At 60.9% G+C, this 19,295-nt stretch carries 17 protein-coding genes; 8 read left to right on the top strand and 9 right to left on the bottom strand.

Annotated elements, in window-relative coordinates; translation table 11 throughout:
• Window positions 1-58 precede the first annotated feature (58 nt).
• A complete protein-coding gene (locus tag MC269_RS00085; protein WP_239953305.1) occupies window positions 59-358 on the top strand; it encodes a helix-turn-helix domain-containing protein in 300 nt (99 codons plus the stop codon).
• A 290-nt stretch (window positions 359-648) separates the two neighbouring features.
• Here the strand turns inward: MC269_RS00085 and MC269_RS00080 are convergent, their stop codons facing one another.
• A complete protein-coding gene (locus tag MC269_RS00080) occupies window positions 649-2,088 on the bottom strand; it encodes a PLP-dependent aminotransferase family protein (RefSeq protein WP_239953304.1) in 1,440 nt (479 codons plus the stop codon).
• A gap of 215 nt (window positions 2,089-2,303) precedes the next feature.
• Here MC269_RS00080 and MC269_RS00075 point away from each other — a divergent pair, with 215 nt between their 5' ends.
• The 6 genes from MC269_RS00075 (at window position 2,304) to MC269_RS00050 (ending at window position 8,045) form a co-directional block, all read left to right on the top strand.
• Window positions 2,304-3,770 carry a hypothetical protein gene (locus tag MC269_RS00075; RefSeq protein ID WP_239953303.1) on the top strand — a complete coding sequence of 489 codons (1,467 nt, stop codon included), beginning with the start codon at window positions 2,304-2,306 and terminating at the stop codon, window positions 3,768-3,770.
• Window positions 3,771-3,788: 18 nt separating this feature from the next.
• A complete protein-coding gene (locus tag MC269_RS00070; protein WP_239953302.1) occupies window positions 3,789-5,066 on the top strand; it encodes an acetyl-CoA carboxylase biotin carboxylase subunit family protein in 1,278 nt (425 codons plus the stop codon).
• On the top strand, window positions 5,054-5,761 hold the full coding sequence (locus MC269_RS00065) for a class II glutamine amidotransferase (protein ID WP_239953301.1): 708 nt from the start codon (window positions 5,054-5,056) through the stop codon (window positions 5,759-5,761). Before MC269_RS00070 ends, MC269_RS00065 begins: the two co-directional genes overlap by 13 nt.
• Before the next feature lie 89 nt (window positions 5,762-5,850).
• Window positions 5,851-6,567, top strand: coding sequence for a hypothetical protein (locus MC269_RS00060; protein ID WP_239953300.1), 717 nt, complete (start codon window positions 5,851-5,853; stop codon window positions 6,565-6,567).
• A gap of 37 nt (window positions 6,568-6,604) precedes the next feature.
• Entirely contained in the window at window positions 6,605-7,105 is a 501-nt protein-coding gene (locus MC269_RS00055; protein WP_081140559.1) for a YbaK/EbsC family protein, read from the top strand.
• 16 nt (window positions 7,106-7,121) lie between these two features.
• Window positions 7,122-8,045, top strand: coding sequence for an EamA family transporter (locus tag MC269_RS00050; protein WP_081140558.1), 924 nt, complete (start codon window positions 7,122-7,124; stop codon window positions 8,043-8,045).
• A 42-nt stretch (window positions 8,046-8,087) separates the two neighbouring features.
• Here MC269_RS00050 and ibpA read toward each other — a convergent pair whose 3' ends face one another.
• Window positions 8,088-8,504, bottom strand: coding sequence for a small heat shock chaperone IbpA (ibpA, locus tag MC269_RS00045; RefSeq protein WP_081140557.1), 417 nt, complete (start codon window positions 8,502-8,504; stop codon window positions 8,088-8,090).
• Between the two features lie 284 nt (window positions 8,505-8,788).
• On the opposite strand from ibpA, the gene MC269_RS00040 reads away from it, so the two are divergent.
• Window positions 8,789-9,154 (top strand): YceK/YidQ family lipoprotein, encoded by a 366-nt coding sequence (locus MC269_RS00040; protein WP_081140619.1) that lies wholly within the window; start codon window positions 8,789-8,791, stop codon window positions 9,152-9,154.
• On the opposite strand, the gene MC269_RS00035 is transcribed toward MC269_RS00040, so the two are convergent.
• The 7 genes from MC269_RS00035 to dnaA form a co-directional block, all read right to left on the bottom strand.
• Window positions 9,138-10,391, bottom strand: a complete 1,254-nt coding sequence (locus tag MC269_RS00035) for a DUF3748 domain-containing protein (RefSeq protein ID WP_239953299.1) — start codon at window positions 10,389-10,391, stop codon at window positions 9,138-9,140. The genes MC269_RS00040 and MC269_RS00035 overlap by 17 nt on opposite strands.
• A gap of 48 nt (window positions 10,392-10,439) precedes the next feature.
• A complete protein-coding gene (locus MC269_RS00030; protein ID WP_239953298.1) occupies window positions 10,440-11,756 on the bottom strand; it encodes an MFS transporter in 1,317 nt (438 codons plus the stop codon).
• Window positions 11,757-11,985: 229 nt separating this feature from the next.
• Window positions 11,986-12,795: a sugar-phosphatase gene (gene yidA, locus MC269_RS00025; protein ID WP_239953297.1), complete on the bottom strand. Its 810-nt coding sequence runs from the start codon at window positions 12,793-12,795 to the stop codon at window positions 11,986-11,988.
• A 261-nt stretch (window positions 12,796-13,056) separates the two neighbouring features.
• Window positions 13,057-15,465, bottom strand: a complete 2,409-nt coding sequence (gene gyrB / locus MC269_RS00020; protein ID WP_239953296.1) for a DNA topoisomerase (ATP-hydrolyzing) subunit B — start codon at window positions 15,463-15,465, stop codon at window positions 13,057-13,059.
• Between the two features lie 17 nt (window positions 15,466-15,482).
• The gene (gene recF, locus MC269_RS00015) at window positions 15,483-16,568 is read right to left on the bottom strand and encodes a DNA replication/repair protein RecF (protein ID WP_081140552.1); all 1,086 of its coding nucleotides are present in this window, start codon (window positions 16,566-16,568) and stop codon (window positions 15,483-15,485) included.
• Between the two features lie 215 nt (window positions 16,569-16,783).
• The gene (dnaN, locus tag MC269_RS00010) at window positions 16,784-17,884 is read right to left on the bottom strand and encodes a DNA polymerase III subunit beta (RefSeq protein ID WP_081140551.1); all 1,101 of its coding nucleotides are present in this window, start codon (window positions 17,882-17,884) and stop codon (window positions 16,784-16,786) included.
• A gap of 4 nt (window positions 17,885-17,888) precedes the next feature.
• Window positions 17,889-19,295 carry a chromosomal replication initiator protein DnaA gene (gene dnaA, locus MC269_RS00005; RefSeq protein WP_081140550.1) on the bottom strand — a complete coding sequence of 469 codons (1,407 nt, stop codon included), beginning with the start codon at window positions 19,293-19,295 and terminating at the stop codon, window positions 17,889-17,891.

Genomic DNA, 19,295 nt, shown 5'->3' with positions numbered 1-19,295 from the left:
GCCTGGCCGGCTCGCCTGCGCAATCTGCCGCTTGAAATTGTCGGCATATAATGACAAATTGGCTATAAATATTGCTTTGTCATTATATAATAACAAACGAGGCGCTATGCTTATCGGTATGCAGGCTATCGGCCTGAAATGTCTGGAAAGGCGCAAGGCCCGTTCATGGACGCAGCAGGCGGCTGCTGAACGCGCTGGCGTACACCGCAGCGTAATCTCCGCGATTGAAAACGGCGTTTATACCGGTTCTCTGAAAGCATTGACGCTCTATCTGACCGCGCTCGATTTGATGTTAACCGTTCAGTCGTTAACCATGCCGCAGTTAGACGAGCTAAACGGGCTATTTGATGATGACTGATTTACAGGCGCTCTCGCGTCCTCTTCGCCAAGAGCAAAAGCTTTCCAGACAGAGATGGCCTGATTAAATTTGGCCGACAGCTTAAAATCGTTAAGCCTGGCGCCATTATTGACGAGTTCGCGGACATCATTAATGCACGCCTCGCCGATCAAACGCTGTTTGGCGACTATCCTGAGCTGCGCAACGCCATCAGCGCGTCGCTCACCCATAGCGCCGCCACCAGCAACATATTTACGAAAACCAACGTTAAGCGCGCCAAAAAACGTAAGACCGATCGCTTGCTTTAGCGCTCACTCCTCCAGCAGCGACTCCCGACACCACTGCGCCAGCTGGCGGATCGCCTGCTCGACCTCCTCGTTCCAGCCAAAGCCCGCATTAAGCCGAAAACAGCGATCGTAGCGATCGTCGGTGGCAAAGATATGGCCCGGCGCGATGCCGATGCCGGCGTTGCGCGCCTTGAGAAACAGCGCGCGCACGTTGAGCGCCCGCGGCGGCATCTCTACCCACAGCACATAGCCCCCTTCCGGGTCCGAAACGCGCGTGCCCGCCGGGAATTCATGCAGCAGCGACTGCCGCATCTGCCTGATCTGGCTCGCCAGCTCGCGCCGCAGCTTGCGCAGATGGGCGTCATAGCCGCCGCTGCGCAGCAGCTCGGCGATCGCCGCCTGCGACAGCGTCGAGGTGCCCATGGTCGAGGTGTATTTCAGCGAGGCGATTTTGCGCATGTAGTTGACGCTGTGCACCCAGCCGATGCGGATGCCGGGCGCAACGGTTTTTGAAAAGCCGCTGCACAGAATCGCGTTGGGACTGAAGGCGCGCATCGGAAAGGGGCGCCGCTCGCCGAAGGCGGTATCGCCGAAAATGTCATCTTCAACGATCACCACATCATTCTCATCGGCCTGGCGAGCGATATAGGCCTTCTGCTCGTTAGGAATCGATTTGCCGAGCGGATTGTTGACGTTGCTGATGGTGAGAAACGCCTGCACCGCTTTGCGGCGAAACAGCGCGGTCAGCTTTTCCACGTCAACGTAGCCTTCCGGCCCGGCCTCGACCTCAATCACGCGCAGGTTCAGGTTGTGCAGCATCTGCAGCAGCACAAAATAGCAGGGCGACTCTACCGCCACCACGTCGCCCGGCTGCAGCGTGGCGCGCAGCGACAGCGACACCGCCTCGATGCAGCCATTGGTGATCAGGATATCGTCGGCGCTGATGTTGCAGCCGTACTCCACCGCGCGGCGCGCGATCTCATGCTTGAGCGGCAGATAGCCGGTGCCTTTCACGGTGTTGCCCAGCAGCGCCGGCTTGCTGTATCCCATCTGGCGCATCAGCAGTCCGATCTTTTTCACCGGATAGAGCGCGCTGTCGCCGTTCGCCAGGTCGAGACGCACGCGGCACTCCGATCCGAGGATCGCCAGATGCATTTCGGTCTGTTCATCCAGCGGCGCCACCAGCCGCGGCTGCGCCATCGTCGGCGCCTCTTTCTCCGTCAGGCGCGCCGCCACAAAGAAACCCGACTTCGGTTTCGCCACCGCAAAGCGCTCATCCTCCAGCGTGCGTAACGTTTTCAGCGCGGTCGTCAGGCTAACGCTGTACTGCGTCGCCAGCGTGCGCACCGAGGGCAACCGGCTGTCGGGCAGCAGCGAACCGCTGCGGATAGCCTGCTTAATCTGCTCGGCTATCTGGCGGTAACGGCTGCTCTGACTCTCCTGTTCGTCCGTTTCACCCGGCATCTGTTCCACCCCATATCGTACTGATCTGTGCGTATTCAAGAGAGTACATTCAAAGTACTTTAAGCTGCATCTCTTAATTATTGTTCATCCCGACGCGCGGGCTAACGCACCCGCTGAGACATTCATTGCTGCACCGCTTCATGGCCTGTTTTTCAGGGAATCCGCAGGTTCCACTGCATTTAAACGAATTTAACCGCCAAAGGAAAACGTGAAAAATGAATAATCTTTCCACCATGATGAGAGAAATTGAAGGCTACCTGACGCCGGCAATCATCGATTCCGCTAAACGATGCTCTCATCGTCTGCTTGCCGCGCTGCCCGACGGGGAACGCCTGTCGCGCAACCGCATTCTGCTCGCCTACGGCGGCGGCAAAGACAGCAGCTATATGGTGGCGTACGTGCGTTACATTCAGGGGGTGATCTGGCAGCAGCGCGGCGACACCTTTCGCCTGCGCGTCAGCACCAACCGCCACGCCGCCATGAATGACAGCGTGATGGAGAATATCGACCGCGTTTATCGCGCGCTGGGGATGCACCACGACGCCCTGGTGGAGTGTCTGATCGTCGACGGTCAGCAGATCCGCCCTTTCGAACGTCATCTTCCCCTGCCCGCATCGGTGCGCCAGCAAAATCGCGACGACGTGCTGATGAATGGTCACCGCTTCCGCGCCGACGCGCGCTCCACCTTCTGCAACGCCTGCAATCTCAGCATGGTGAACTCGTTCGGCCTCGCCGCCCACTATGACGGCGGCGTAGATCTTATCGTGACCGGCGACTCGCCGCAGGAGCAGACCGCCTATGTCGCCTGGGCGCGCCACCTTTCCCGCCTGTTCGACGCGCCGACCGCGAAGAAAGATCAGGGCTTTCGCGGCTTTTTGCAGACGCTTGACGGCGTGGCCGAACGCTATTCAGCCGCTATCCACGGCGCAGAGGGCGTGACGCCCGCGCGCCGCATCATGCATCAGCTGACGCGCGATCCGCTGTTCTTCAATATCTATCAGGACACCGCATACGAAGCCGGCGCGCACTGGGCGCTGCTCAACGACTTTATGCGCTTCCGTTTTGACGCGCTGATGTTCAGCTTTTCCGAATCGGACTGCGGCAACCCGACGCTGATGGCGCATATTCGCGGCCTGCGTGCGGAAACGCTGCTGCAGCGCAGCTACGCCGAAGGCATTCGCGAATATGTGCGCTTCGCGCTGGGGCTAATGGCGCAGAAAGACTTTCCGCCGCCGCTGATCGCCGAGATGGCGGCGCGCTATCAGGACGACGCCGCGATTGAGCAGCAGCGCCAGCGCGCGGCGCGCTTCGCCGAAGAGACCTTCGGCCTCGACGAGAACCAGCTGATCTGCATGATCTACTCCCCCTTTATCGCCCAGGGCAGCCAGCTGCACAGCTGGCTAACGCAGCAGCGCATCGCGCTGGAGGAATCAGCGATCCGCCAGCTGCTGGACGGCGAGCGTGACGACGCGGCGCTGGCGCAGCAGCTTAGCCAGCTTTCCGGGCTGGATCTTGCCCAGCTGCGTCACTGCTGGCGCAGCAGCCAGGTGAGTTCCCTGCTGGAGGGCAAAAGCGCCGATCCGCTGTCGCGCGTGCTGCGCTTCGATCCGCACAAGGCGGTGATTCAGGTTAATAACGGCGTCCTGCAGGATACCGTCACCGAAGTGATCTCCGGGCGCTGATCCCGGTAAGGCGGAGCGATGAGAAAGATTTTCCTGCAAATAGGCGCCACGCGCGACGGCCAGAACCCCTACTGCGAGGTGGCGAAGCGCGACGGCTATTTTACCGTGCTGGCGGAGATGAGCGATTTTGTCGACTACCAGTCGCTGAGTTTGACGCTGCCGTTTGATCTGATTATTCGCCTCGACCGGCCGGAAAATCCCTGGGAGGTGCTGCAGGCGTACCTACACGCCGGCCTGCTGGAACACCCGCGCGTGGTGCTGGCCGGTTTTGAAGCCTACAACGCCAGCGCCGGTCGGGTGCGCGAAATCCTGGCGGGGCCAGATGCGCCGCGCACCTTTATTCCGCTGGATAAGTATGCCCAGCGGATGGCGCTGAAAAAGGCCTGGCCGCGCTTTCCGCAGCCGGAGTTTCGCTTCTTCGCCTCGCCGCTCAGCATTCTCGACGCGCGCGAGGCGCTGCTCTATCCCTGCGTGATTAAGCCGGTGGACGGCGGCGGCGGGCTCGGCATCTGGCTGGTTGAGTCGCCGGCGCAGCTTGGCGTCGTGGTGCGCAGGCTGGACGAGACCATGAACTATGGTGGCCGCGGCTTTAGCGGCTTTATCGTCGAAAGCTGGCTGAAGGGCGACGAGTATTCGCTGCAGGGCGTGGTGCACGACGGCCGCCCTTACGCCCTGACCTGCTGCCAGAAGGTGATCGAGCAGCAGCGTGACGCGCAGGGCGGCGTCAGCTTTTACGAATCGGGCCATGTCGCCGCGGCCGCCAGGGCGCTGCCGCCCGCATTCGCCAGCCTGATGACATTCTGCTGCGAAACCTTCGGCTACCGGCTCGGCGCCTTTCATATTGATTTCATCGTGGTGGATGGCGTGCCGCATTTTCTGGAAATGGGCTTTCGTCTTTCCGGCATGGGCGTGGTGAATCTGGTGCAGGAGGCGACCGGCATTAACTGGGCGGAGGTCGCCTTTTTGCTGGAGGCGGGCGGCGCGATGCCCGCGCTGCGCTTCTCCGCGCCGCCGCGCGCCGTCGGCCAGCTGCGTCTGCGCCAGCCCGCGCAGCTGCGTCAGGCGGAGAACTGGATCGCCGAGCATCATCAGGGCGCGCTGCTGCCGCCGCTGGCGCTGCCCGGCCTGCAGGTTTCGCGCCGCTCGTCGCTCTATGCGGATTTGACGCGCCATGCCGGCATCCTCGGCGTGTTGCGCCTCACGGCGGCCGGCCGCGACGATATTCTGGCGGTGTTCAACAGCATGGTGCGTAACGCCGCCGCTGTTTCAGGAGGAAATTTATTATGTGCAGAATGATTCTGGCGCAGGGCGATTTTGACGCGGCGCAGGTGCTGGACGCGGCGCGCGCCATGAGCTGCGGAGAAACCGCCTGCCACGACGGCCCGATTAAAGAACATCCCAACGGCTGGGGCTGTTTATGGCTGGAGGATGGCGAAATTAAAACGCTGCGCGGCAGCGGCCGCTTCGCCGACGCGCTGCCCACTATCGATGTCGATCGCATTAAGGGGCGCTTTCTGGCGGTGCACGTGCGCCACGCCACGCTGAGCAAAAATCAGGGGCTGGAATTTTCCCATCCGCTGCTGCGCGACAGCGCAGGCACGCGCTGGTACATGATGCACAACGGCTTTATGCCCACGGTCTACGCGCGTCTCGGCATGGCGGCCTCCCGCTTCGATTCGGCGGAGTATCTGGAATATCTGGTGGATCGTATTACGCCCGCCGACTTCACGCGCGACTATCTGCGCGACAGGCTGGCGCAGGTAGAGCCGGGCGGCAGCGCAGGCAACGCGATTTTCGTCACCCGGGATCGCGCCTGGGCCTGGCAGTGGCATCCGCAGGACACCCCTTATCCGCACTATTTTACGCTGCACGCTTTGCAGCAGGACCGCTGCACCTTTATCTCGTCTGAACCTGTTCCAACCCTGGGCGACGCCGCCAGCTGGCGGCGTATGGCTAACCATGAACTACGGGAAATTCCTTTGGGGGAGTAACTATCATGGCCATTTTTAATCAGATACGCGTGATCAATCCCAGCATGTTTGTCGAGACGACCTGACTGGACGATATCGTCACGGCGCGCGTGCCGCTGCTGGTGCTACGCAACTTCCTCACCGACGAGGATCGTCAGGAGGTGGTGGCGGATTTACAGCGCTGCCGCGAGAAAATCCGCGTGTCGCACTATCCCAACGGCGCGCTGACCACGCTGGGCCCTTACCTGGCGAAACACACGGCGGCGCCGGAAAACTATTTCACCGAATGGCGCGATATCGAACCGGCGCTGCCGCCGTCGCTCGCCGCGCTGCGTCTGCAGATCTACGAGTGGGTGCGCCATGCCCTCAAGCTGGAGAGCCTGCAAACCGCCTGTGAGCCGGCGCTGGGCAGCTACGCCGGATCGATAGTGCGCTTTCACGCTGATGGCGTCGCCAATCCGCTGCATAACGACAATATCGTGCGCGACGCCGCCGGCAGCGGCCTGGCGGTGACGCAGATCCTGCATCAGCTGAGCTGCGTGGTCTGTCTGCAAGAGTGCAACGCGGGCGGCGGGCTGCGCATCTTCAATAAAAAGTGGCAGCCAGAGGACGAAGCGTTCAAAACGCCGGGCGAGCTGGGCTATCAGAGCGGCGTGACGGCGCAGAGCGAAACCTGCGAATTCACGCCGCGCAGCGGCGATATCTACTTGTTTAATCCCGCTTTTTATCACGAGATCGACCGGGTTGAAGGTGATACCCGCATTACCATGGGCTTCTTTTTCGGCCTGACCGACAAAAAAATGAAACGCGCAATCGCGTGGAGCTGACGCCTGAGGCGCAGCCTGGCAAGACGAGGAGAACAGGATGACGACGTTTGCAAACATTACCGCGCTGCTGGATCGGCAGCAGGCGGATTATCGCGTGGTCGAGCATGAGGCCATCGGCCAGACCGACGCCATCAGCGCGCTGCGCGGCAATGCGCTGAGCCAGGCGGCGAAGGCGATGGTGCTGGAAGTGGCGATGCCGGACGGCGGCGGCTCGCGCTTTCTGCTGGCGATCGTGCCGGGCGACTGCAAAATCAACTTCAAAAGCGCGGCGCGCGCCATCGGCGGCAAGAAGTCGAGCTTCGCCGCGCCTGAGATGGCGCAGTCGCTGACGCAGTGCGTGATGGGCGCGGTGCCGCCGTTTAGTTTTGATGACCGGCTGGCGCTGCGCGTCGATGCGCGACTGCGCGACGTCGGCACGCTGTGGTTCAACGCCGGCGCGCTGGAAAAATCGATCGCCCTGAACGCCGACGACTACCGCCGTATTATCGGCGACGCCAGCTATGCCGATATCGCCACGCCGATGACGGTCAGCGCCTGACGGCAGAGGAAAGCGTATGTCAGTTAAAGATATGTTGCTGGCGCTCTGCGTCGTGGTCGCCTGGGGGGTCAATTTCGTGGTAATCAAGCTGGGCTTGCAGGGCATGCCGCCCTTTTTGCTGGCGGGCCTGCGTTTTTCCCTGGTGGCGTTTCCGGCGATCTTTTTCGTACGCCGTCCCGCTATTCCGCTGCGCTGGCTGGTGGTGTACGGCATGACCATCAGCTTTGGCCAGTTCGCCTTTCTGTTCCTGGCCATCAAGCTCGGTATGCCGGCCGGGCTGGCGTCGCTGGTGCTGCAGGCGCAGGCCTTTTTCACCCTGCTGCTCGGCGCGCTGCTGCTGGCGGAAAAACTGCGCTGGAACCATATTGCCGGCGTGCTGATCGCCACGCTCGGGATGTTTATGCTGGCGACGGCGGGCATGGAGGGGCAGTCGGCGGCGGGCATTACCCTGACCACCATGATGCTGACGCTGGCAGCGGCGCTGTCGTGGGGGCTGGGCAATATCACCAACAAGATCATTCTGCGCAACCGCAAGGTGCCGGTGATGTCGCTGGTGGTGTGGAGCGCGCTGGTGCCGGTGCTGCCTTTTTTCGCCTGCTCATGGCTGTTCGAGGGCGAGCGCGCCATCCTGTTCAGCCTGACGCATATTTCGCTGCAAACCGTGCTGGCGCTGATCTATCTCGCGTTTATCGCCACCATCGTCGGCTACGCCATCTGGGGCAACCTGCTGAGCCGCTATGAAACCTGGCGCGTGGCGCCGCTGTCGCTGCTGGTGCCGGTGATCGGCATTTTAAGCGCCGCGCTGGTGCTGGGCGAGCGGCTGTCGGCGCAGCAGATGCTGGGCGCGACGGTGATTATTTTCGGCCTGCTGGTCAACGTGTTCGGCGGCCTGGTGAGCCAGCGCCTGGCGATGCGCTCCCATCCCCGATCGCAGCCATAAAAAAACGCCGCATCAGCGGCGTTTTCTTTTCGTTGATTCTGATTAGTTCAGAATTTCAATCCGGCGCGGTTTCGCCTCTTCAGGGACGATGCGTTCCAGATCGATACTCAACAGGCCATTTTCCAGCCGGGCGTCACGCACCACGATGTGGTCGGCCAGCTGGAATTTGCGCTCGAAGTTGCGTTCGGCGATACCCTGATACAGGTATTTGCGCTCGACCTGCTCTTCAGGATGCGCGCCGCGCACGATCAGCACGTTGTCGTGAGCGGTGATGTCCAGCTCGTTCTGAGCAAAGCCCGCCACCGCAATGGTAATGCGATAGTGGTTTTCGCTGACCAGCTCAACGTTGTACGGAGGATAACCACCATTGCTCTGGTTCTGATTCGATTCCAGCAGGTTAAACAAGCGATCAAAACCGATGGCAGAGCGATAAAGTGGAGCAAGATCAAAATTACGCATGGAATGACTCCTGATATTCAGCAAGTTTTGGCAACCTTCCACAATGGACAGGTCGCGCGGCGCCCCGATGCCCCTGTCGGCGACAGCGAGTGCGTCCGTAGTGATAAAATGGGTATGCCCCTTTTGCTTTCAAGAGGCGAAACGCAATTTTTTTCGCCACTCTGCTGAAATGGCATACACTCAGGGGACCTTTCGTCTGGCATAACGCACCTTGCCGCAGAGCAGGGAGATAACGGACGAGCCAACTCAGCGCGGCGACCGCCGTAGCTGAAGGGATGATGAAGATGAAATTACTGAAGACTTTTCCTCTGGCGAGCGCGCTGGCCTGCTGCACCTTTATGAGTTCAGGCTGCTCCAGCGTGATGTCACATACCGGTCCGAATCAGGGCTACTACCCCGGCACACGCGCCAGCGCCGAGGTGCTGGTCGACGATCACAGCAGCTGGGCGCTTAAGCCGCTGGCGCTGATCGACCTGCCTTTTTCCGCCGTGCTGGATACGCTGCTGCTGCCGTGGGACTATGCGCGCAGCGATGACGACCGCTCGATCGATTCCCCGCGTGAGCGCATTCTCCAGAGCGAGAAGCAAAACCACACGCAGGAGAATCTGGCGCAGGCGGCGCCCTATCCGACGGCTACGCCGGCACAGTAAAGAGCTGGCGCCAGCCGTCGACCTCGCGCATAAAGGCGATCTGACGGCCGTCCGGCGACCAGACCACCGCGTCGCCGCTCGGCGGCTGCTCGCCGCGTCTGGTTAACGGCTGGCACGCGCCGCTGCTGATATCGCAGCGCATGACCCGATCGTCGCTGATAAAGGCGATCGCCGCGCCCTGCGGATGCCAGCTAAACGCCGACTGCACCCCCTGCGCCAGCTGTGTCACCTGACGCGGCGCGCCACCGTTGGGCGAGACCGTCCAGAGCTGGATCACCCCTTGCGCATCCGCCATCAGAAACGCAATGGCGCTGCCGTCTGGCGCGCTGCGCAGCCAGTGGCGCGGCTGCTGAGCCAGCCCACGCGCGGTAAACGTCAGGCGACGCTGCTGCACGCCCGCCGGCGGCGCAGGCAGGCCGTTTTCACTGCCCTCCAGCGGATCGTCGCCCGGACGGGCGTAATCCTCCAGCGCCTCCGGCAGGTCGACGATAAACACTTCCGGCTGTTTCTCGCCGGCGGCGGAGAGCGTGTCACCGATAAAGGCGATGGCCCAGCGCTGCAAGCTGCCGTCCTCTTTCTGGTAGCCGCGCGTGCCGATCCAGCCCTCTTCGTAAGCGCGATTAATCTCGTCGCTGCCCGGCTGCGGCGTCGCGGTGGTGCGGCTGATCAGCACGCAAAAGTGGCTGCCGTCATATTCACGCGGATGCTGTTTGACCGGCGCGACCGCGCGCAGCGGCACCGCAACGCCGACGTTGCGCAGATCCTCCTTCACCTCTTTCTCATGCATCACATGGTCGTTGTAGGTGAAGCTGACGCGTGAGCCGTCCGGGCTGAAGAGATGCACATGCGAGCCGCCGCGCAGCGCGCCGGGGGTAAAAGGCGGCGTGATATCGCAGGCGTCGAGGTTTTGCGCGCGGCCGTTCTGGACGATAACGCCGCGTCGATGATGGAAGTCGTAGTGCCAGCTCTCGTCAGGCTGTTCCGGCCCGTGAATGCAGAGATAACGCGGCGGCAGATCGGGGCTAACGGTGACCACGCCAACGTGCGCGCCGTCGGTGGCGCGATAGAGCACCTCCACTTCGCCGCTCTCGACGTTGACCCGCTCAATGGTGTCGCTGGTAAAAGAGGCGCCCGACGGGCGGACATCAAAAGCAAGCCACTGGCTGTCGGCGGTCCAGACGTTGCTGTTGGTCAGCTGGTGATGTCGCGGGCTGAAGGTGATCTGTTTTTCGCGCATAGGGCAACCTGACAAAAAAATGTTGCCCCACACGCTACGCCAAAAGCGCTAAAGATGCAGCTCTGATTTAGGCTTCGCCGCGGATGCCCCTTCCATCACCCGCCTGCGCCCGACCATCAGCCCCAGCACGCCGCCGAGGATAAGCGCGCCCGCCACAATCAGCAGGCCGTCGTTATAGCTGTTGGTCGCATCTTTAATGCGTCCCATCACCGGTGGAAACGCCAGCCCGGCGATATTGGCCACCGCATTGATCAGTGCCACCGACGCCGCGCCCGCCACGCCGGAAACCGTTTCGGTGGTGACCGCCCAGAAAACCGGCGTAATCGCCCAGTTAAGGCCCACCATCAGCACCAGCAGCAGGTAGGCCATCCACTGCTGCGGCACCGCCAGCGCCGCCAGCAGCAGCAGACCCGACGCCATTAGCGGCAGGCCGAGATGGCGCGCCCGTTCGCCGGTGCGATCGGAATGGCGACCGTTAAGGTACATAAAGATGCAGGCGAACAGGAAAGGCACCGCCGACAGCAGGCTGACCGTCAGGTTGCTGCGATCCGCCGCCACCGCCTTGACGATCAGCGGCAGGAACAGGGTAATGCCGATGGTGCCGAACGCCTGCAGCAGCCACAGCAAACTGAGCGTCCAGACGCGCCGGCTTTTGAGCGCCACGCGCCAGTTATGATCGCGTATCGCCGCATGCTGCTCGTCGCGCGCCAGCGTCTGCTGCAAATAGTCGCGCTGTTCCGCCGTCAGCCAGCGCGCGTGGGCTGGCGCATCGTCCAGATAGAACCAGGTGACGATGCCCAATACAAAGGCCGGAATGCCCTCCAGCAGAAACAGCCAGCGCCAGCCTTCGACCCCCAGCATGCCGTGCAGGTTAAGCAGGCTGCCGGAGAGCGGCAGGCCGATCACCGACGCCAGCGCCGCGCCGATATAGAACAGCGACATTGCGCGGGCGCGATCGCTGCGCGGATACCAGCAGCTAAGGTAGAAAATGATGCCGGGCGTAAAGCCCGCTTCCGCCGCGCCGAGCAAAAAGCGCATAACGTAGAGCTGCGTCGGCGTCTGCACCAGGCTCATGCCGGCGGCGATAATGCCCCAGCTCACCATGATGCGGGCGATCCAGCGGCGCGCGCCGACGCGCGTCAGCAGCACGTTGCTCGGCACCTCGAAGATAATGTAGGTGACATAGAAAATACCGGCGGCGATGCCGTACATCTCGGCTGTCATCGCCAAATCAGCGTTCATTTGCAGCGCGGCGACCGAGATATTGGCGCGGTCGATATAGGCGATAAGGTAGAGCACCATGATAAAAGGCATGATGCGCAGGTTCATTTTTTTAATGGTGCTGAGGTGAAGAGGGTGATTCATGGTGTGATCCTCAGAGCATGGCGTCAGCGCGACGCATTCAGCGTATCGAGGCTGTGCGATGCGCCTCGATAACCGGTTGCCCTCAGCGAACAAGGCGTGTCGCCGATTGTAGTACCCTTAAACAAAGTTGTACTACAATGCAGATCACATAACAGACAGGCAACATCTTCTTGCCTGCGCGGGAAGCGAAAAACGTGAGGTCGGACGGCGCAGCGCCGTCCGTGGGGGGTTAGAGCACCAGCTCTTCGATGGCGTGCGCCACGCCGTCTTCCATATTGGTTTTGGTGACGAACTGGGCGATGTGCTTAACGGAGTCGATCGCATTGCCCATCGCGACGCCCATGCCGGCGTACTCGATCATCGCCAGGTCATTCTCCTGGTCGCCAATCGCCATCACTTCGTCGCGCGCCAGGCCCAGTTTCTCCGCCAGCATTTTGACGCCCTGGCCTTTGTTGACGCGGCGGTCGAGAATTTCCAGATAGTAGGGCGCGCTTTTGAGGATGGTGTAGTTCTGCTGCGCTTTCGCCGGCAGGCGCTGAATGGCAGCATCCAGCAGATCGGGCTTGTCGATCATCATCAGCTTGGGAAAGCGCGTCGCGCGATCCATCTCTTCCACCGCGCGATAGCGCACCGGAATGCCGGTCAGGCTCGCCTCATGGATGGTGTACTCGCTGAGATCTTTGTTCGGCGTATAGAGCGAGGATTTGTCGAACGCCTGGAAATGCACGCCCAGCTCGCGCGACAGCTGTTCGATGTAGAGGTAGTCGTCGAACCCCAGCGTGATCTCCGCCACGCACTCGCCATCTTTGGCCTGCTGCACCAGCGCGCCGTTGTAGCTGATGCAGTACTGCCCTTCGTCGACCAGGCCTAGCTCCATCAGGTAGCGCTGGATGCCGACATAGGGACGACCGGTCGCCAGCACCACGGCGACCCCTTTTTTATGTGCGCGATCGATGGCCGATTTTACGCCAGCGGTGATCTCGTGCTGCGGGTTAAGCAGCGTGCCGTCCATATCAATTGCTACCAGTTTTATCGCCATAGCGTCCTCGTTAAGTCAGGGTTTGGCTTAAATGCTAGCGCGATCTCGCTCACAATGACCAGTTTCGCGGCGCGTCAGGCATAAAAAAACCCTTCCCGGTGGGAAGGGTTCGCAAGCTGGAGCCGGCGTGGGTGACAGAAACCGATCGCAAAGTCGCTGTTCGTCATCCCTGACCGCTCGGCCCGCGACATCCTTGTCGCGGGACGCTTTGCTCTTCGGTTTCTGTCACCCGCGCTTTAGCTTTAATCGCCGTATGTAAGCTTAAATATCGATATTCGCCGCTTTCAGCGCGTTCTCTTCGATAAAGGCGCGGCGCGGCTCAACCGCATCGCCCATCAGCGTGGTGAAAAGCTGGTCGGCGGCGATGGCGTCCTTGATGGTGACGCGCAGCATGCGACGGCTGTCGGGATCCATGGTGGTTTCCCACAGCTGCTCGGCGTTCATCTCGCCCAGACCTTTATAACGCTGTACCGACAGACCGCGGCGCGACTCTTTCACCAGCCACTCGATAGCCTGCTCGAAGCTGGCGACCGGCTGACGGCGCTCGCCGCGTTCGATGTAGGCGTCTTCCTCAATCAGGCCGCGCAGCTTCTCGCCCAGCGCGTTGATTTTGCGGTATTCCGGCCCCTGAACGAAATCGGCGTCCAGCGTGTAGTCGGTGTCGACGCCGTGCGTGCGCACGCGCAGCACCGGTTCGAACAGGTTCTGCTCGCGGTTGGCGCGTACCTGCGCAACGTAGGTGCTGCCGTGCGTTTCGCGCTCGCTCAGGAACGCCACCAGCGCGTCCAGCCAGCCCTGAACCGCTGCTTCATTGCTCAGGTCGCTCAGCGTCGGATGGTAAACCAGCGCGCGCAGCAGCGCGACCGGATAGCGACGCTCCATGCGCTTGATCATCTTCTGCGTGCTGTTGAACTCCGCCACCAGGTTTTCCAGCGGCTCGCCGCCTAGCGCCGGCGCGCTGGCGTTGGTGTGCAGCGTCGCGCCGTCCAGTGCGATGGCGATCTGATACTGATCCATCGCCTCATCGTCTTTGATGTACTGCTCCTGCTTGCCTTTCTTCACCTTGTAGAGCGGCGGCTGCGCGATATAGACGTGGCCACGCTCGATGATTTCCGGCATCTGACGATAGAAGAAGGTCAACAGCAGCGTACGGATGTGCGAGCCGTCGACGTCCGCATCGGTCATGATAATGATGCTGTGGTAGCGCAGCTTGTCCGGGTTGTACTCGTCGCGGCCGATGCCGCAGCCCAGCGCGGTGATCAGCGTCGCCACTTCCTGCGAAGAGAGCATCTTGTCGAAACGCGCTTTTTCTACGTTAAGGATTTTACCCTTCAGCGGCAGAATCGCCTGATTCTTACGGTTACGGCCCTGTTTCGCCGAGCCGCCTGCGGAGTCACCCTCCACCAGGTAGATTTCAGAGAGCGCCGGATCGCGCTCCTGACAATCCGCCAGCTTGCCCGGCAGGCCTGCGAGGTCGAGCGCGCCTTTACGACGGGTCATTTCACGGGCGCGACGCGCCGCTTCACGGGCGCGCGCCGCATCGATGATCTTGCCGACCACGATTTTAGCGTCGCTCGGGTTTTCCAGCAGGTATTCGCTCAGCAGCTCGTTCATCTGCTGCTCTACCGCAGATTTCACCTCAGACGACACCAGCTTGTCTTTGGTCTGCGAGGAGAACTTGGGATCCGGCACTTTGACCGACACCACGGCAACCAGGCCTTCGCGGGCGTCATCGCCGGTGGCGCTGACCTTCGCCTTCTTGCTGTAGCCCTCTTTGTCCATATAGGCGTTCAGCGTACGCGTCATCGCGGCGCGGAAGCCCGCCAGGTGCGTGCCGCCGTCGCGCTGCGGAATGTTGTTGGTGAAACAGTAGATGTTCTCCTGGAAGCCGTCATTCCACTGCAGCGCCACTTCCACGCCAATGCCGTCTTTCTCGGTGGAGAAATAGAACACATTCGGGTGGATCGGGGTTTTGTTCTTGTTCAGGTATTCGACGAACGCCTTGATGCCGCCTTCGTAGTGGAAGTGATCGGCCTTGCCGTCGCGCTTGTCTTCCAGACGAATCGACACGCCGGAGTTCAGGAACGACAGCTCGCGCAGGCGTTTCGCCAGGATTTCGTATTCGAATTCGACCACGTTGGTGAACGTCTCATGGCTCGGCCAGAAGCGCACGCGGGTACCGGTCAGATCGGTTTCGCCGGTAACGTTCAGCGGTGCCTGCGGCACGCCGTGCACGTAGGTCTGCTGGTGCACTTTGCCTTCGCGACGAATGGTCAGCTCCAGCTTCTGCGACAGGGCGTTAACCACCGAGACGCCCACGCCGTGCAGGCCGCCCGACACTTTATAGGAGTTGTCGTCGAACTTGCCGCCTGCGTGCAGCACGGTCATGATCACTTCAGCAGCGGAAACGCCCTCTTCTTCGTGAATGCCGGTAGGAATGCCACGGCCATCATCCTGAACGGAAACGGAATTATCGGCATGAATGGTCACGACGATATCACTACAGTGACCGGCGAGCGCTTCGTCGATTGCGTTATCCACGACCTCGAATACCATGTGGTGCAGACCGGTGCCGTCATCCGTATCGCCGATATACATACCCGGGCGTTTGCGTACCGCATCCAGCCCTTTTAGAACTTTGATACTTGAGGAGTCATAAGAATTCGACATCAACGTTTCTCGCTCATTTAATCTTCAGGTTGAACCGCTATTTTACCCTGTTCCACGCGGAACATCTTGCCCTTTTCGTCACTCATATCGATGACATGATCGGTGGCGATAGCGCTGACAAACACCTGAGCCTGCGTGGCTTTCAGTCGCTGCGCCAGCAGGCGTCGACGGCTGTCATCCAGCTCGGAGGCGAAGTCATCAATCAGGTAAAGACAGCGGCGTCCGCTCTGGCGCGTCAGGAACTCGCCCTGCGCCAGACGCAATGCACACATCAATAGTTTTAACTGGCCGCGTGACAGCAGATCTTCGACCGGCGTGCCGTCGGCGCGAATGCGGAAATCCGCTTTATGCGGGCCGCTGGCGGTGTAGGTTAACGCGCGATCGCGTTCGAAATTGCGCTCCAGCAGCTCGCCGTAGGCGCTCTCTTTGTCCCAGCCGCGCTGGAAAGAGAAGTTCAGCGCGAACTCCGGCAAAAACTGCGCGCAGGTGGCGACAATCTCCGCAGAAATGGCGTCGCTGTACTCTGCGCGCCACTGGCTGATCTGCTCCGCCAGCGGCACCAGCTCCTGGTCCCAGGCGCGGATTTGGCTATAGCGCGTGACCTGGCGCAGCGCGGCGTTGCGCTGCTTCAGCAGCCGCCGCAAATTGCTCCAGGCGTTAAAGAAACCGGGCGTGTTGTGAAAACAGCCCCAGTCGACATAGGCTCTACGGTATTTGGGGCCGCCGTTGAGCAAAGTAAACCCCTCGGGCGTAATTAACTGCATCGGCAGCAGCTGCGCCAGCTCGGCGACTTTATGGCCGTCGCTGCCGTCGATGCGCACCTTGCTGTCGCCCGCGCGGTTCTTGGTCAGGCCGACCGATATTTCCCGTTCGCTGCTCTCGATGCGGCCGTGCAGCACAAAGGCGGCTTCGTCGTGGCGGATCACGCGTCCCGCCTGCAGGCTGCGAAACGCGCGGCCGTGGCCCAGCGTATAGATCGCCTCCAGCACGCTGGTTTTGCCGCTGCCGTTCGCCCCGACCAGAAAGTTAAACCCCGGCGCCAGCGCCAGATCGGCCTGCTCGATATTACGAAAGTCTTTGATAAGGAGGCGGGTTAAAGCCATGAATCAGTCCAGCGTGAAGGCATTTAAGAAGTGTCGCTATTCAGGCGATCCAGGCCGTAAACGGCGACGCCAACGGCCTCACCATCGCCAGGCCGTCGGCGTCGCCGCTAATTTGCGTCCGGCCAGCGCGCAGGCCCTGGGAGCATACTAAAGTATGTGACCAGGGACGAGCACTGCCCGGACGCAAAGTAGCAAGTAAGCCAGGCCGATATATCCTACAAGCGCATGGGCATCACGACATAGGCCGCTGCCGGACTGGCAAGATCTTCAATCTGCACGCTCGACACCGAATCGGTCAGCAGCAGACGCACGCTCTCGCACTTCAGCGCATTTAGCACGTCCAGCACATAGCTGACGTTAAAGCCGATCTCCAGCTCGCTGCCGCCATAGGTGACGTCCAGCATCTCTTCCGCCTCTTCCTGTTCAGGGTTGTTGGCGGTGATCTTTAGCTGATTCTCGGTGATATAGAGGCGAACGCCGCGGAATTTCTCATTCGACAGAATGGCGGCGCGCGCAAAGGCCTGCTTAAGAATATCGCAGCCCGCCTCCAGCACCTTATCCGGGTTTTTCGGCAGCACGCGGCGATAGTCGGGGAAGCGGCCATCCACCAGCTTAGAGGTAAAGATAAAGTCGCCGACGTGGGCGCGGATATTGCTGCTGCCGATCTGCACCTGCAGCGGCGTTTCGCCGCCGTCCAGCAGACGCAGCAGCTCAATCACCCCTTTCCGCGGCACGATCACCGAATGGTTCGGCAGCGCCTGTCCAATCGGCATCGAACAGACCGCCAGACGGTGGCCGTCGGTGGCCACAGTGCGCAGCTCTTCGCCTTCGGTCTCGAACAGCATGCCGTTAAGGTAGTAACGCACATCCTGATGCGCCATGGAGAACTGCGTCGCTTCAATCAGGCGCTTCAGCGTCGCCTGCGGCAGCGTAAACTCCACTTCGCTCTGCCAGTCGTCCAGATTGGGGAAATCGCTGGCCGGCAGGGTCGACAGCGAGAAGCGGCTGCGCCCGGAGCGCACCAGCATCCGTTCGCCTTCCAGCGTAACGTTGATCTCCGCGCCTTCCGGCAGCCCGCGACAGATGTCGAGGAACTTACGCGCCGGCACGGTGGTCGCGCCCGGCTCGTGCGGCTGGGTTAGCGCCACGCGCGCCACCATCTCCATTTCCAGGTCGGTGCCGGTCAGCAACAGCGTGCCGTCGTTAACCTGCATCAACAGATTTCCCAGGATCGGCAGCGTTGGACGACCGCCTAACGGGCCGCTGACTTGCTGCAGCGGCTTTAGCAACTGCTCACGTTCAACAATAAATTTCATAGCGTCAGGAGGATAAAGTTCGGATGAGATTAGAGAAATCTTCTTTTATGTCGTGGCTCTCTTCGCGCAGCTGCTCGATTTTACGGCAGGCGTGAAGCACCGTGGTGTGGTCGCGGCCGCCAAAGGCGTCGCCGATCTCCGGCAGACTGTGGTTCGTCAGCTCTTTCGCCATCGCCATCGCCATCTGGCGAGGACGCGCGACCGAACGCGAACGGCGCTTGGAGAGCAGATCCGCGACCTTAATCTTGTAATACTCGGCCACCGTCTTCTGGATATTGTCGATGGTGACCAGCTTTTCCTGCAGCGCCAGCAGATCGCGCAGCGCTTCGCGCACGAAATCGATGGTAATGGCGCGGCCGGTAAAGTTGGCGTTGGCGATAACGCGGTTCAGCGCCCCTTCCAGCTCGCGCACGTTGGAGCGCAGCCGTTTAGCGATAAAAAAGGCGACTTCGCCCGGCAGGCGGATATCGTTCTCATCCGCCTTTTTCATCAGGATCGCCACGCGCGTCTCCAGCTCCGGCGGCTCGATGGCGACCGTCAGTCCCCAGCCGAAGCGGGATTTCAGACGATCTTCCACGCCGTTGATCTCTTTAGGATAACGGTCCGAGGTCAGAATGATTTGCTGATTGCCTTCCAGCAGCGCGTTGAAGGTGTGGAAAAACTCCTCCTGCGAGCGCTCTTTATTGGCGAAGAACTGAATGTCATCGATAAGCAGCGCATCCACCGAGCGGTAGTAGCGCTTGAACTCTTCGATAGCGTTGTTTTGCAGCGCTTTGACCATGTCCTGCACAAAGCGCTCGGAGTGCATGTAAACCACTTTGGCGTTCGGCTTGCGCGCGATGATGCCGTTGCCCACCGCATGCAGCAGGTGCGTTTTACCGAGACCGGTGCCGCCATAAAGGAAGAGCGGGTTATAGGCGCCGCCAGGGTTATCCGCAACCTGACGCGCCGCCGCGCGCGCCAGCTGGTTGGACTTACCCTCGACGAAGTTGTCGAAGTTATGGCGGTTGTTCACGTTGGAGCGGTAGGTCACATCGGCCGGCGCCGGGACGTTGTCCCAGCTTGGGCGCAGGATCTGCGCGGGCGCGGGACGGCTCTCGACCGGCGCGGGCGCGCTGACGCTCGCCATTGCCGGCTGGCTCATCGCCGCGGGCTGCTGCTGTACCGGGCGCGTGCCGACTTCAAAACGCAGCAAAGGCACGTCTACGCCGCAAAACTCGTTGAGCAGCCCGTTGATATTATTAATATATTTATCTCGTACCCAGTCGAGCACAAACCGATTTGGTGCATACAAGGCCAGCGTATTGTCGTTTAACTCCGCCTGCAGCGGTCGAATCCACATGCTGAATTCGGTGGCAGGAAGCTCATCCTGCAAACGGGCAAGACACTGTTGCCAGAGCGTAAGTGACAC

Origin of the sequence: Pantoea sp. Z09, assembly GCF_022394795.1 — a bacterium.
GTDB classification, from domain to species: Bacteria; Pseudomonadota; Gammaproteobacteria; order Enterobacterales; family Enterobacteriaceae; genus Pantoea; species Pantoea latae.
The sequence above is the reverse complement of the archived record's forward strand: the minus strand, read 5'-3'. Positions and strand labels throughout refer to the sequence as shown.